This window comes from Polaribacter sp. SA4-10, assembly GCF_002163835.1.
Classification (GTDB): Bacteria; Bacteroidota; Bacteroidia; order Flavobacteriales; family Flavobacteriaceae; genus Polaribacter.
This window is the reverse complement of record NZ_CP019331.1, coordinates 1245863-1261047: the sequence shown is the minus strand read 5'-3', so window position 1 is coordinate 1261047 and position 15185 is coordinate 1245863. Positions and strand designations below refer to the sequence as shown.

At 31.1% G+C, this 15185-nt stretch carries 14 protein-coding genes; 7 read left to right on the top strand and 7 right to left on the bottom strand.

Annotation, left to right across the window (positions count from 1 at the left end):
* Nucleotides 1-8: 8 nt before the first annotated feature.
* The 3 genes from fabV (at nucleotide 9) to BTO04_RS05550 (ending at nucleotide 2126) form a co-directional block, all read left to right on the top strand.
* Complete coding sequence (gene fabV, locus BTO04_RS05560; RefSeq protein ID WP_087563557.1) at nucleotides 9-1196, top strand: enoyl-ACP reductase FabV; 1188 nt, start codon at nucleotides 9-11, stop codon at nucleotides 1194-1196.
* A gap of 86 nt (nucleotides 1197-1282) precedes the next feature.
* Entirely contained in the window at nucleotides 1283-1762 is a 480-nt protein-coding gene (locus tag BTO04_RS05555) for a hypothetical protein (RefSeq protein WP_087563556.1), read from the top strand.
* Complete coding sequence (locus BTO04_RS05550) at nucleotides 1755-2126, top strand: glyoxalase (RefSeq protein WP_087563555.1); 372 nt, start codon at nucleotides 1755-1757, stop codon at nucleotides 2124-2126. The genes BTO04_RS05555 and BTO04_RS05550 overlap by 8 nt, the downstream gene beginning before the upstream one ends.
* Nucleotides 2127-2180: 54 nt before the next feature.
* Here the strand turns inward: BTO04_RS05550 and BTO04_RS05545 are convergent, their stop codons facing one another.
* Nucleotides 2181-2981, bottom strand: coding sequence for a TerC family protein (locus BTO04_RS05545; protein ID WP_087563554.1), 801 nt, complete (start codon nucleotides 2979-2981; stop codon nucleotides 2181-2183).
* 27 nt (nucleotides 2982-3008) lie between these two features.
* Nucleotides 3009-3776, bottom strand: coding sequence for a sulfite exporter TauE/SafE family protein (locus BTO04_RS05540; protein ID WP_232455958.1), 768 nt, complete (start codon nucleotides 3774-3776; stop codon nucleotides 3009-3011).
* Nucleotides 3777-4009: 233 nt separating this feature from the next.
* Between BTO04_RS05540 and acs the strand changes: the two genes are divergently transcribed.
* The 3 genes from acs (at nucleotide 4010) to BTO04_RS05525 (ending at nucleotide 8797) form a co-directional block, all read left to right on the top strand.
* On the top strand, nucleotides 4010-5917 hold the full coding sequence (gene acs / locus BTO04_RS05535; protein WP_087563552.1) for an acetate--CoA ligase: 1908 nt from the start codon (nucleotides 4010-4012) through the stop codon (nucleotides 5915-5917).
* Nucleotides 5918-6019: 102 nt separating this feature from the next.
* Nucleotides 6020-7786 (top strand): ABC transporter ATP-binding protein, encoded by a 1767-nt coding sequence (locus tag BTO04_RS05530; RefSeq protein WP_087563551.1) that lies wholly within the window; start codon nucleotides 6020-6022, stop codon nucleotides 7784-7786.
* 246 nt (nucleotides 7787-8032) lie between these two features.
* A complete protein-coding gene (locus BTO04_RS05525) occupies nucleotides 8033-8797 on the top strand; it encodes a DUF6503 family protein (protein ID WP_087563550.1) in 765 nt (254 codons plus the stop codon).
* Nucleotides 8798-8876: 79 nt separating this feature from the next.
* Here BTO04_RS05525 and BTO04_RS05520 read toward each other — a convergent pair whose 3' ends face one another.
* The 5 genes from BTO04_RS05520 to BTO04_RS05500 form a co-directional block, all read right to left on the bottom strand.
* Nucleotides 8877-10418 (bottom strand): acyl-CoA carboxylase subunit beta, encoded by a 1542-nt coding sequence (locus tag BTO04_RS05520; protein WP_087563549.1) that lies wholly within the window; start codon nucleotides 10416-10418, stop codon nucleotides 8877-8879.
* Nucleotides 10419-10424: 6 nt separating this feature from the next.
* Entirely contained in the window at nucleotides 10425-11864 is a 1440-nt protein-coding gene (gene accC, locus BTO04_RS05515) for an acetyl-CoA carboxylase biotin carboxylase subunit (protein WP_087563548.1), read from the bottom strand.
* A gap of 1 nt (nucleotide 11865) precedes the next feature.
* Entirely contained in the window at nucleotides 11866-12351 is a 486-nt protein-coding gene (locus tag BTO04_RS05510; protein WP_087563547.1) for an acetyl-CoA carboxylase biotin carboxyl carrier protein subunit, read from the bottom strand.
* 64 nt (nucleotides 12352-12415) lie between these two features.
* The gene (locus BTO04_RS05505; RefSeq protein WP_087563546.1) at nucleotides 12416-12964 is read right to left on the bottom strand and encodes an NUDIX domain-containing protein; all 549 of its coding nucleotides are present in this window, start codon (nucleotides 12962-12964) and stop codon (nucleotides 12416-12418) included.
* An 87-nt stretch (nucleotides 12965-13051) separates the two neighbouring features.
* Nucleotides 13052-14140 (bottom strand): M42 family metallopeptidase, encoded by a 1089-nt coding sequence (locus tag BTO04_RS05500; protein ID WP_087563545.1) that lies wholly within the window; start codon nucleotides 14138-14140, stop codon nucleotides 13052-13054.
* A gap of 132 nt (nucleotides 14141-14272) precedes the next feature.
* On the opposite strand from BTO04_RS05500, the gene BTO04_RS05495 reads away from it, so the two are divergent.
* Entirely contained in the window at nucleotides 14273-15163 is an 891-nt protein-coding gene (locus BTO04_RS05495; protein WP_087563544.1) for an ABC transporter ATP-binding protein, read from the top strand.
* Nucleotides 15164-15185: the final 22 nt, after the last annotated feature.

The window sequence follows — 15185 nt, the reverse complement described above, 5'->3', positions numbered from 1 at the left end:
TAACTACAATGATTATAGAACCAAGAACAAGAGGCTTTATTTGTTTAACTGCACATCCAACAGGTTGTGATGAAAATGTAAAAAAGCAAATAGAATACGTAACATCGAAAGGAGCAATTAAGGGTGCAAAAAAAGTACTAGTAATTGGGTCATCAACAGGGTTTGGATTAGCATCTAGAATTTCTAGTGCTTTTGGATCTGATGCAGCAACTATAGGTGTCTATTTTGACAAACCTTCTGCGCCAGGAAAAACAGGATCTGCAGGATATTATAATACTGCAGCTTTTGAAAAACATGCTCATAAAGCAGGTTTGTATGCAAAAAGTATAAATGGAGATGCATTTTCAAACGAAATTAAAAGAAAGACTTTAGATTTAATAAAAGAAGATTTAGGTCAAATAGATTTAGTAATTTACAGTTTGGCTTCACCTGTAAGAACGCATCCAGATACTGGAGTTCGTTACAAATCGGTTTTAAAACCAATTGGAGGTGTTTTTTCAAATAAAACAGTAGATTTTCATACAGGAAATGTGTCAGAAATTTCTATCAATCCTGCAGAAGGAGAAGATATTGCAAACACAGTTGCTGTTATGGGTGGTGAAGATTGGAAAATGTGGATGGACGCATTAAAATCTGAAAACTTATTATCAGAAAATGCTACAACAGTTGCCTATTCTTATATTGGACCTTCACTTACAGAAGCAGTTTATAGAAAAGGAACAATTGGCGCAGCAAAAGATCATTTAGAAGCAACTGCTTTTACAATTACAGACGATTTAAAATCGATTGGTGGAAAAGCTTATGTTTCTGTTAATAAAGCTTTAGTAACACAAGCAAGTTCTGCAATTCCTGTAATTCCTTTATATATTTCTTTATTGTATAAAATAATGAAAGCGAAAGGAATTCATGAAGGTTGTATAGAACAAATTCAGCGTTTGTATAGTGAGCGTTTGTTTGGAGGTGATTTAGCTTTAGATGAAAAAGGAAGAATTAGAATTGACGATTGGGAAATGAGAGAAGATGTACAAGCTGAAGTTGCAGAACTTTGGAAAACAGCTTCATCAGAAAATTTATCTGAAATTGGAGATTTAGAAGGATATAGTAAAGACTTTTTTAATTTATTCGGATTTAAAGTTGATGGGATAAACTATGATGCAGATGTTAATGAAATGGTAGCTATACCAAGTGAAAAATAAGAGTTGTTAAAACGAATTAAAAACCTCACAAATTAATAAATCTGTGAGGTTTTATTTTTTCTTATACCTTGTAACAAAATTTAAAAATGAAAGCGGTAACACTAAAAAAACTGAAGGATGAATTGGCACATCAATCTACATCAGAATTAATTGATTTGTGTTTACAGTTATCAAAATTTAAAAAAGAAAATAAAGAGCTATTAACGTATTTGCTATTTGACTCTCATAACGAAGAAGGGTATATAGAAAGTGTAAAAGAACAGGTTGATGCACTTTTTGAGCAGATAAATACTAAAAGTTATTTTTATATTAGAAAAAGTGTTCGTAAGATTTTAACGCTCACAAAAAAGTATATTAGATATTCTAAAAAGAAAGAAACAGAAGTGGAACTATTACTTTACTTTTGTTTAAAACTAAAGAATTTTAAGCCCTCTATCAATAACAGTCCAAGATTATTGGCAACTTTAGACAGACAAGTACTTTTAATTAAAAAAGCAATTGCAACTTTTCATGAAGACTTGCAATACGATTACCTATTAGAGTTAAACGAATTATTAGATGAATAATAAAGAAAGACCCATTTTAGCAGATTTAGTAAACGAAGGAACATCAGAAAATGAAAAATTTCAAAACGAAGTGATTCGTCCTGTTATAAAAATGCAACATGCATTGTTAATTGTCCACTTAAAAAATCATCTTCAAAAAAGAAAAGTAGATTTTTCTGTTTTATCAGATAAGAAGAAGAGAAGTAAAATTTCCTCTTTCTTTAAAACAGATAACAACTATAAGAATTTTACGCTAGGTTTTATTGTTGGTCATTTTTCTATGGATGAATTTGTTTTTTATACAGATAATTCATCAGAAATTAACAGAAGAATTCTACAAATTATTTCTCAAAGAATTAAAGATAGTATTGCAGAAATAGAATAAAAAAAAGTCGCAGTAATTTAATACAACGACTTTCGTAATTTTTATGGTACCAACTTAGTGTTTACGCTGTTCTGCTATTAATTTCTTTTTATATTTTCCTTGAACAACATCTACAATTACTAAAATTCCCAATACAAAGTAGAACGTTGTTTTGCTCATAGGTACAATTTCGTTTCCAAAAAGATTTATATGAGCTAAATGGCCACCTTCTGTAACTAACATTATTCCAACAATAAAAAGAATAAATAAACCGAGTACTTCATACATTCTATTTTTTGCTAAGAAAGTTGAAATTCTATCAGCTAAAACTAACATTAATAAACCACTTATTACAATAGCAATAGCCATCACAATAAATGCCGTTGTAGCGTTTTCTATTTCACTTGTAAGACCAATTGCAGCAAGAATAGAATCAAAAGAAAAAACCAAGTTCATTAAGACAATACTTGTAATAACTGCGTTAGAAGATTTTATTTTTTTACCATTGTTTGCTATACCTGTAGATAAATCTGGATCACCAATCATGTGCCAAATTTCTCTTATGGCAGTATAAATGATAAATCCGCCACCAAGTAAAACAATAATGCTGTGTCCGTTAAATGCAAAATGGACAACATCTGTTATTCCTCCTGTTAAAAAAGAAAAAGGGTCTTGAAAAAAATCGATGATAGAAACAAGTACAAATAACAAAACAATTCTTAATACAATTGCGATTAATATCCCTGTTTTTCTAACTTTTTTTTGATCAGCTTCTGGGGCTTTTTTAGATTCTAATGAAATATATAAAAGGTTGTCAAATCCTAATACGGCTTGTAATAAGATTAACATAAGTAACGTAAAAATAACTCCTACCATTTTTTGTTTTTTTGATGTTCAAATATATCAAAAAAGATACTTCCATAAAATTCTAATACTTACAAATGCGATTAAAATAGCTGTTGCTTTTTTTAGTTGAATAGGCGTATAGTAAGTAGTACTCATTCTGCTACCAATTTGTCCGCCGATAAAAACAGTTATTAAGAGTATTGACGTTAAATTCCAATCGATAAAAAAATCAGGATTAGAATATTGACCAAGCAATCCTGCAATTGAATTTACTAAAATAAATACACTTGCTGTTGCTGCAATTTTTTTAGGAGTATCCCAATTTGTAAGATGTAAAAGCGGTGCTAAAAATACGCCTCCACCAATGCCAACCATCCCAGATATAAAACCAATTATTCCTCCGTAACTTCCATTTTTAGCTAAATTTAAATGTGTGGTTTTTTCTTTGGATGAAACAATTCGTTTAGAAATCCACATAGTTACTGCTGCAATAAACAAAGTGATTCCTAAGAGGATAAAGAAAAAATTCTGACTAATTTTTAGAAATCCGCCTAAATAAGCCATCGGAATACTGAATAAAACAAGTGGAAGTATCTTTTTCCAGTTCATTTTTTTTTGTTGATAGAATAAAAATACATTTCCAGAAACCACTACAATATTGCACAAAAGAGCGGTTGCTCTAATTTGGGTAAATACAATACCAGATAGCGCTAATATTGCTAAATAACTAGAGCCACCACCAAATCCTACAGAAGAATATAATATTGCAACTATAAAAAAAAGTAAGATAATGTACCAATTTGCTATAATAATTTCTATAATCATCTGTAAAATTATTCAAAGCAAATATATTATTCTCACCAGTATTAAACTTCTATTTATTTTAAATTTTTGTATTTCATCTATTGTTAAATGTTGTGTGTAGAGAAAATGATAAAAAGAAATCTAGATTTTATAACTTGAAGACCTTAAAAAAAACACTTAAAAATAACTTCTCAACCTACTAAAAAGAAATATAATTTCTATTTTTAGAAAATCTAAAAACAACTAACTGAATTATGAGTAACTATCACATTAAACATTTAGAAGAATATTACCAAGTCTATAGAAAATCTATTCGTAATCCTGAAGCATTTTGGGAAGAAATAGCAGAAGAGCATTTTCTTTGGCGTAAAAAATGGGACAATGTATTAGATTGGGACTTTTCTAAACCAGAAGTAAAATGGTTTGACGGAGCAAAGTTAAATATTACAGAAAACTGTATTGATAGACACTTGGTTACAAGAGGAGAAAAAACAGCTATTTTATTTGAGCCAAACGATCCAAAAGATTCAGCAGAACATATTACATATAAACAGTTGTATCATAGAGTAAATAAGTTTGCAAATGTATTAAAAGAACAAGGTATTAAGAAAGGAGATCGTGTGTGTATTTATTTACCAATGATTCCTGAGTTGGCAATCTCTGTTTTGGCTTGTGCAAGAATTGGAGCAATACATTCTGTAGTTTTTGCAGGATTTTCTGCTACAGCATTGTCAACAAGAATTAATGATAGCGATTGTAAAATGGTTATTACTTCAGACGGTTCTTATAGAGGTGCAAAAACAATAGATTTAAAAGGAATTGTAGATGAAGCTTTAGAAAGTTGTGATGGTGTAAATACTGTTTTAGTTGCAAAACGTATTCATTCTGAAATTGCGATGAAACAAGGACGTGATAAATGGTTACAACCATTATTGGATGCTGCTTCAGATCAAAATATAGCAGAAATAATGGACGCAGAAGATCCATTATTTATTTTATACACATCAGGTTCTACAGGGCAACCAAAAGGAATGGTACATACAACAGCTGGTTACATGGTGTATACCGCGTATACGTTTAAAAATGCTTTTCAATACAAAGAAAATGATGTGTATTGGTGTACAGCAGATATTGGTTGGATTACAGGTCATTCTTACATTGTTTATGGGCCATTAGCTAATGGAGCCACAACGGTTATGTTTGAAGGTGTACCAAGTTATCCCGATTTTGGACGTTTTTGGGAAATTGTAGAAAAACACAAAATCAATCAATTTTATACAGCACCAACAGCAATTAGAGCTTTAGCAAAACACGGAACCGAGTTGGTAGATAAATACGATTTATCTTCTTTAAAAGTATTAGGTTCTGTTGGAGAACCTATTAACGAAGAAGCATGGCACTGGTATAATGACAATATTGGAAAGAAAAAAAGTCCGATTATTGATACTTGGTGGCAAACAGAAACTGGTGGAATGATGATTACCCCAATCCCTTTTGTAACTCCAACAAAACCAACGTATGCAACGCTGCCATTTATAGGCGTTCAGCCCTGTCTTATGGATGAAAACGGACAAGAATTAAAAGGGAATCAAGTAGAAGGAAGGTTGTGTATTAAATTTCCTTGGCCAGGTATTGCAAGAACCATTTGGGGAAATCATCAACGGTATAAAGAAACGTATTTTTCTGCTTATGAAAACAACTATTTTACAGGTGATGGCGCTTTAAGAGATGAGGTTGGTTACTATAGAATTACAGGTAGAGTGGATGATGTAATAATTGTTTCTGGTCATAATTTAGGAACTGCGCCAATAGAAGATGCAATTAATGAACACCCTGCGGTGGCAGAATCTGCTATTGTAGGTTTTCCTCATGATATTAAGGGAAGTGCATTGTATGGTTATGTAACTTTAAAAGATACAGGTGAAGGTAGAGATCAGAATAATTTAAGAAAAGAAATCAATCAATTAATCACTGATAGAATTGGGCCTATTGCAAAATTAGATAAAATTCAGTTTTCAGAAGGATTACCAAAAACACGTTCAGGAAAAATTATGAGACGTATTTTACGTAAAATAGCTTCTAATGAAATGGATAATTTAGGGGATACAAGTACATTATTAAATCCTGAAGTTGTACAAAGTATTATTGATAATAGACTGTGATAAAAAATAGTTTTTTAAACTTTTTGTTAATATGTCATACATTGATGTATGGCATATTTTTTGACTACTAATACTACTTTATAATCATCATTAAATATACAGATGCAGCACCTAAAAGATAAAAAAGGAAATAAAAATAAACCAAAAGTTTCTATTTTAAAAGCTTTCAAAACAATAATTTGGCCAAAGAGAAAGTTGGTTTTTATAGGTTTAATATTGATCGTTTTAAGTAGATTATCTAGTTTAGTTTTACCTTGGAAAAGTAAGGAGTTGTTAGATGAGGTGATTCCTAATAAAGATTATGAACAACTTTACAATTTGTTAGGTATTGTTGGTGTCGCAATTTTAATACAATCCATCACTTCTTTTTTATTGACAAGAATTTTAAGTGTACAAGCACAATTTCTAATATCAGAATTAAGAGCCCAGGTTCAAAAAAAGGTATTGTCACTGCCTATCAGTTTTTTCGACAACACAAAATCGGGTGCTTTAGTATCTAGAATTATGAGTGATGTTGAAGGCGTTAGAAACTTAATAGGAACGGGTTTAGTTCAATTAGTTGGAGGAACCATTACAGCAGTAATTTCTATGATTTTATTGATTCAAATTAGTCCTTCCATGACGTTTTTTGTGTTAGTTCCTGTTGCAATTTTTGGAGTCGTTGCTTTAAAGGCTTTTAAATATATTCGTCCTATTTTTAGAAATAGAGGTGTTATCAATGCAGAAGTAAAAGGAAGATTAACAGAAACATTGTCTGGCGTTAGAGTTATAAAAGCATTTAATGCAGAAAATCAAGAAAATGAAGTTTTTGAAAAAGGAGTAGATAAATTATTTCAAAATGTAAAAAAGAGTTTAACAGCAACTGCTTTAATGACGAGCTCGTCAACTTTTTTACTAGGAATTGCTTCTACAGGAATTATGGGAATTGGGGGTTATAAAATTATGACTGGCGAATTGACAGTTGGAGATTTTCTTTCTTTTACGTTATTACTTGGTTTTATGATTGCACCAATTGTACAAATGAGTAATATAGGTAGTCAACTAACAGAAGCACTGGCGGGTTTAGATAGAACGGAAGAGTTAATGAATATGAATGCTGAAGAAGATGATGAAGAAAGAACAATCATTTTAGAAGATGTAAAAGGAGAAATCATTTTTGATGATGTGTCCTTTTCTTATGAAGAAGGAAAAGAAGTACTAAATAATATTAGTTTTAGTGTTCCTTCTGGCTCTGTAACCGCTTTGGTTGGGAGTTCTGGTTCTGGGAAATCTACAATAGCTGGTTTATCAGCAACATTTTTAAATCCAAAATCAGGTACAATTACGGTTGATAATATAGACATGTCCAAAGTAAAATTATCTAGTTATAGAAAACACTTAGGTGTCGTTTTACAAGATGAATTTTTATTTGAAGGAACTATTAAGGAAAATATTTTATTTCCAAGACCAAATGCTACTGAACAAGAATTACAGAATGCTGTAAAAGCGGCCTATGTAAATGAATTTACAGACAGATTTGATGATGGTTTAGATACCTTAATAGGAGAAAGAGGTGTAAAATTATCAGGCGGACAACGTCAAAGATTAGCAATTGCAAGAGCAATTTTAGCAGATCCTAAAATTATAATTTTAGATGAAGCAACCTCTAGTTTAGATACAGAAAGCGAGTCTTTAATTCAGAAAAGTTTATCAGAATTAGTAAAAGATAGAACTACTATTGTAATTGCGCACAGATTAAGTACTATAAAACAAGCAAATCAAATTTTAGTAATAGAATCTGGTAGTATTGTAGAAAGAGGTACGCATGATGAATTAATAAAATTAGAAGGAAGATATTTTGATCTATATACGTATCAAGCAAAAATTTAATTAGAAAAATTTCTTTTTTTTGGCGTTCGAGCGGGCTTTCACTACTCGCTTTTTTTCGTCCCTCAAAAAGAGCTCAAACAAACCGTTTAATCCCTAACGCGCTTACTTAACTCTAATTCAACAGCGGTAAAAAAGTTTAAACAAGAGTACTTTAGCAATAAGTTGATTTATAATTTATTCATTGTATTTTTGTAATTATCAAATTTAAAAATCGACTTTATCAAAAAGTAAAATCAAACTATAAAAATGAAAAAAATACTTTTATTATTAATTATTGTAATTACTGTTTCTTGTAAAGATGAAGCGAAAAAGGAAACAAATAAAATAGAAACTTCGATTGATAAAAAAGAAAATTTCCCAAGTGAATTAGGAAAAGTTTTTGAAAAACATGGTGGAATCAATGCGTGGAGAAAGATGAGTACTTTGTCTTTTAATAAAGGAGAAGAGGTTATTACGACTGATTTACATTCTAGAAAAATTGTAATTAATACTCCTAAATATTCATTGGGTTTCGATGGGAAAGAGGTGTGGTTAGATGAAGAAGTAGCAGATTCTTATAAAGGGAATCCGTCTTTTTATTACAATCTATATTTTTACTTTTATGCAATGCCATTTGTATTAGCGGATAATGGAATTATTTACGAAAAAGTAGCTGATTTAACTTTTGAAGGAATTGATTACCCTGGATATAAAATTTCTTATAAAGCGAATGTTGGAACTTCTCCTGATGATAATTATATTGTTTATTATAATCCTAAAACCTATCAAATGGAATGGTTAAAGTATACAGTAACTTTTAAATCTAAAGCGCCAAGTGATGCCTTTAAAATTATTAGATATAATAATTGGGAAAATATAAGTGGATTCGTTTTACCTAAAGAAATTACCTGGTATAAAAAAGATAAAAACGGAACACCAACATTACCTACTAAACCTGCAACAGTATTTACATTACCTTTAGTTAGTGAAGGTAAATTGTCAGATTTATTTTTTGAAAAACCTTTGAAATAAATAGTCTTCCTAAAATAGATAGTCGAATATTAACAGATTAAATCAAACCAGTGAATTTATTTTCACTGGTTTTTTTGTTTTATAACGGAATGTTTCCGTGTTTACGTTTTGGTCTATTTACTTCTTTGTTTTCGAGCATTGAAAATGCTTTTATTAATTTTCTTCTAGTGTCTTTTGGTAAGATAATTTCATCAATAAAACCACGTTGAGAAGCACTATATGGATTTGCAAATAATTCAGCATATTCTGCTTCTTTCTCTTTCCATTTTTCTTCAGGGTTTTTAGCAGATTTTATTTCACTTTTAAAAATAATTTCAGCAGCACCTTTTGCTCCCATAACTGCAATTTCTGCACTAGGCCATGCAAAGTTCATGTCTGCTCCAATATGTTTAGAATTCATAACATCATAAGCACCACCATAAGCTTTACGAGTAATTACAGTAACACGTGGTACAGTAGCTTCACTAAAGGCATATAGTAATTTTGCGCCATGAACAATAATACCATTCCACTCTTGATCTGTTCCTGGTAAGAAACCTGGTACATCTTCTAAAACTAATAAAGGAATATTAAAAGCATCACAAAATCGTACAAATCTGGCAGCTTTTTTAGAACTATTTACATCTAAAACTCCTGCTAAAAATTGTGGTTGATTGGCAACAATACCAATACTTCTTCCACCAAGTCTAGCGAAACCTACAATTATATTTTCTGCATAATTTTTATGGATTTCATAAAAAGAGTCTTCATCAATAATACCACTTATAACACTATGCATATCATAAGGTTTATTGGCATTATCTGGAATTATAGTTGATAAACTACCTCTAATTTCATCTTTTAATTCAAACGGAATTGGAGTAGGAGTTTCTGTGTTGTTTTGAGGTAAATAGCTAAGTAATTTTTTTATATCTTCTAAACATTCAATGTCGTTGGTAGAAGTTTTATGAGTAACACCAGATTTTGTAGAATGTGTACTTGCACCACCAAGTTCTTCAGAGGTTACTGTTTCATTAGTTACTGTTTTAACAACATTAGGTCCGGTTACAAACATATAACTTGTGTCTTCCACCATTAAAGTGAAATCTGTCATTGCTGGAGAATAAACAGCGCCACCTGCACAAGGTCCCATAATAGCAGAAATTTGCGGAATCACTCCTGAAGCCTGCACATTTCTATAAAAAATGTCTGCATAACCTCCAAGAGACCTAACCCCTTCTTGAATACGAGCGCCACCAGAATCGTTTAATCCAATTATTGGAGCGCCTACTTTTACTGCCAAATCCATAATTTTACAGATTTTTTCAGCGTGGGTTTCCGATAAAGAACCACCAAAAACAGTAAAATCTTGAGCAAATACATACACCAATCTTCCGTTTATGTTTCCATAACCTGTAACAACACCATCACCATAAAACTGCTGATTTTCCATTCCGAAATCTTTAGTTCTATGTGTTACCAAAGCGCCAATTTCTTCAAAAGAACCTTCGTCTAAAAGATAATTGACACGTTCTCTAGCTGTTAATTTCTTTTTTTCGTGTTGTTTATCAATTCTATTTTGTCCACCACCTAAATAGGCTTGGGCTAATTTTTCGTTTAAATCTTTTATTTTAGAATCCATTGTAGTCTAGTTTGGTAAACGTAATAGTTTTTGATCTTCAATATATTGTTTCACAGCTATTAACGCTGCCATTTTTGCTTCTTCTTCCTGCTTTTCTTTTAAGGCTTCAGGAGAATAGTATTGTTTTACAAAATGAGTATTGAAGTTTCCAGAGCGAAAAGCTTCATGTTCAAAAACAAAGCTTCCAAAAGGCAAAGTCGTTTTTATTCCTTCAATTTTATAATCGTTAATGGCTTTTAGCATTAATTCAATAGCTTCATTTCTTGTTTTTCCATAGGTAATTAATTTTGAAAGCATCGGGTCGTAATAAATTGGAATATCCATACCTTCTTCAAAACCATTATCAACACGAATATTTTTGCCAACAGGTAATTTATAAACGTCTAAACGTCCTACACTTGGTAAAAAGTCGTTTAAAGGATCTTCTGCATACACACGTAATTCTAAGGCGTGACCGTTTATTTTTAAGTCCTCTTGTTTTATAGGAAGTACTTCACCACGAGCAACACGAATTTGGAGTTCTACTAAATCTGTACCCGAAATCAATTCTGTAACAGGATGTTCTACCTGCAATCTGGTATTCATTTCTAGAAAATAGAAATTATGATTTTCGTCTAAAAGAAACTCAACAGTTCCAGCGCCAAGGTAATCACACGCTTTAGCTACTTTGATAGCAGCTTCCCCCATTTTATTACGCAATTCTGGCGTTAAAACACCTGAAGGTGCTTCTTCAACTACTTTTTGATGACGACGTTGAATACTGCATTCTCTTTCGAAAAGATGAATAACATTACCATGCGCATCTGCCATAACTTGAATTTCGATATGGCGTGGAGAGGCTACATATTTTTCTATAAAAACAGCACCATCACCAAAAGCATTTATTGCTTCACTGATTGCTCTTTCCATTTGCGATTCAAAATCGGCTTCTTTTTCTACAATACGCATTCCTTTTCCTCCACCTCCAGCAGAGGCTTTAATAAGAATAGGAAACCCAATTTTTGAAGCAATAGATTTTGCTTCAGCAATATTTGTAATCGCTTCATCGGTTCCCGGAACCATAGGAATATGATATGCTTTAACAGCTTCTTTTGCTGCGAGCTTACTTCCCATAATTTTTATGGCTTTCGATTTTGGTCCAATAAACGTGATGTTGTTTTGTGCTATTTTTTCTGCAAATTCAGCATTTTCACTAAGAAACCCATAACCAGGATGAATAGCATCTACATTTAATTTTTTTGCAACTTCTATTATTTTATCTCCTAATAAATAAGATTTATTTGAAGGAGCTTCCCCAATTAAAACAGCTTCATCTGCGTATTTTACATGTGGTGCATTTCTATCAGCAGTAGAATAAACAGCAACTGTTTTAATGCCCATTTTTTTTGCAGTTCGCATTACACGAATTGCAATTTCTCCTCTATTTGCAACTAATAACTTTTTCATTTTATTCAAATTCAATTAATAATTGAGCTTTATCTACTGCTTCTCCTTTTGTAACCGAAATAGCTTTAACTATTCCATCTCTAGGAGAAAGAATACTGTTTTCCATTTTCATAGCCTCTAGTATTAATAAAGAATCATCTTCTTTAACTTCATCTCCAATAGCAACATTAACAGCTAAAATTAATCCAGGCATTGGCGATTTTATTGAATTGACTAATTTTGAAGTTCCAATCGTAAACCCCATGTCTTTTATTAACAAATCCAAAGTATTAGAAATAGCTACATCATAGGTGTTGTTATTTATTTTAATAGAATATTTTTTTTGAAGAAAATCAGCATTTATAATTTCTGCGTTAAATGGAGTATTGTTTTGTAGGATATGAAATTTTGAACTTGATGTCTGAACAATATCAGCATTAATAACATCATCCGTTGTAATATCAAATTCTAAAGATTTATTGACTTTTACGTTAAATTGATTATTCATGGAAGAAATGATTTATTGTAAATATAATTAATCTGTCTGATAGAAAAGTTAAATTAAGTCTTTTCTATTTTTCTTTTACTTTTTGATAAATTTGATTGTAAACTGAAACATAATAATCATGAAACCTCGAAAGTAAAACGTTTTTATGTTTTTTTGTGTTTTTAAGAATATCTAAATCAAATAATTTAATAGCAGCAACTTCTTCCTCTTGAATGATTAAACCTTCAATTGAAGTTTTTAACTCGGCAATAAAAACATGATGATGTTCATTGTCTTGAATTCCATTTGCATGAGAAACTTGATGGATTCTTGTTCCTATTTTAATTAAATCTTCTTTTTGTAATTGTAAACCTATCTCCTCCTTAACCTCTCTTATTGCAGAGTTGAGTACGTTTTCTCCTGCTGCAATATGTCCTGCAACAGAAATATCCCATAAACCAGGAAAGACTTTTTTAGATAAAGCTCTTTTTTGCAATACTATTTTTTGATCAGAAGTAAATAGCCAAATATGAACAGTTGCATGAAATAACCCTTTTTTATGCGCTTCAGATTTTAAAGCAATTTCTCCTGTAGGTTTTCCTTCTGGAGTTAATATGTCTATAAGTTCATCCATAATAAAAGGAAAACGTCATTACGAACAAAGTGAAGTAATCTGTAATAAGGTTACTTCGTTTTTCTTTTTCGTAATGACGTTTATTATTTAATCAAAATAAGAGAAAGTTTCTCCGTCTTTAATTTTTAATAAAGTTTCATAAATCATTTTAATCACATTTTCTACATCATCTCTATGTACCATTTCTACAGTTGTGTGCATGTAACGTAATGGTAAAGAAATTAATGCAGAAGCAACGCCACCATTACTGTAAGCAAAAGCATCTGTATCTGTTCCTGTTGCTCTTGAAAGTGCAGAACGTTGAAAAGGAATTTTCTTTTCTTCGGCAGTTTCTGTAATTAAATCACGTAATTTTTGTTGTACAGCTGGCGCATAAGCAATAACAGGACCTTTACCCATTTCTAAATGACCCGCTTTTTTAGCCTCAATCATTGGTGTTGTTGTATCGTGTGTTACATCCGTTACAATTGCCACGTTTGGTTTTATGGTTTGTGTAATCATTTCTGCTCCACGCAACCCAATTTCTTCTTGTACAGAATTGGTAATATATAAGCCAAATGGTAATTCTTTTTTGTTTTCTTTTAACAAACGAGCAACTTCAGCAATCATAAAACCACCCATTCTGTTGTCTAAAGCTCTACAAACAAATTTATCTCCATTTAAAATATGAAACTCATCTGGATAGGTAATTACACAACCCACATGAACGCCTAAATCTTCTACCTCTTTTTTTGTAGCACAACCTGTATCAATAAATATATTGTCTGGTTTTGGTGCTTCTTCATTTGCTTTATCTCTTGTATGAATTGCTGGCCAACCAAAAACACCTTTTACAATTCCGTTTTTAGTATGGATATTTACAATCTTACTTGGAGCAATTTGATGATCTGAACCTCCATTTCTGATTACATAAATTAATCCGTTATCTGAAATATAGTTTACATACCAAGAAATTTCATCTGCATGACCTTCAATTACAACTTTGTATTTTGCATCAGGATTTATAATACCAACGGCAGAACCATATGTATCTGTAATAAATTCATCTACATAAGGTTTTAAATACTCCATCCAAATTTTCTGACCTTCCCATTCATAACCAGTTGGAGCAGCATTATTTAAATACTTTTCTAAAAAAGTAAGTGATTCTTTATTTAAAATTGATTTTTTCGCCATAATATCTTTTCAGTTTTGTGTAAAAATAAAAGGATTTTTTTAATTTGTACTTAAATTAATTGCAAAATCTTGTAACAAAAGTTGTTAATTGCATACTTATTCTAAAAGTAAAATCACAATAAAACCAACAAAATGAAACTAGTAATAGAGAATCTAACAAAAACATATAAAAATGGTGTAAAAGCTATTGATGATTTAAGTATAGAAATCGGAACAGGAATGTTTGGTTTGTTGGGGCCAAATGGCGCAGGAAAATCATCTTTGATGAGAACTATAGCAACATTGCAAAGTCCTGATTCTGGTACGATTACTTTTGGGGATATTGATGTTTTAGAAGACAATATGTCTTTAAGAAAAGTATTAGGGTATTTACCTCAATCTTTTGGTGTATATCCAGAAATGTCTGCTGAAGATTTGTTAGATTATTTTGCAACTTTAAAAGGAATTAGCAATAAATCTGAAAGAAAAGCAATTGTAAAAGAGGTTTTAGAAATTACTAATTTATACGATGTAAGAAAAAAACATGTAGCAGGTTATTCTGGCGGAATGAAACAGCGTTTTGGAATTGCACAGTTACTTTTAAACAATCCAAAATTGATAATTGTAGATGAACCAACGGCAGGTTTAGATCCAGCAGAGCGTCATCGTTTTTTAAATGTTTTACGTGAAGTTGGTACAAATTGTACTGTTATATTTTCTACACATATTGTAGAAGATGTAAAAGAATTGTGTAATGAAATGGCAATTTTAAATGGTGGTAGAATTTTAAAACATACCACACCAATTGAAGCTACCAAAGAAATTGAAGGAACAATTTGGACGAAAGTTATTCAAAGAGATGAATTAGAATTGGTAGAAGCCACCTATAATTTACTTTCATCAAACTATAACCAAGACAATACTTTAAATGTTCGTGTCTATGCTGCTGAGAAACCAGCTGATGATTTTGTAGCTGCAAAACCACAATTAGACGATGTGTATTTTATCGCTTTAAAACAAGATGAACCTGTTTTAACAAGTTAAGAGTTGTGAATTATAAGTTTTA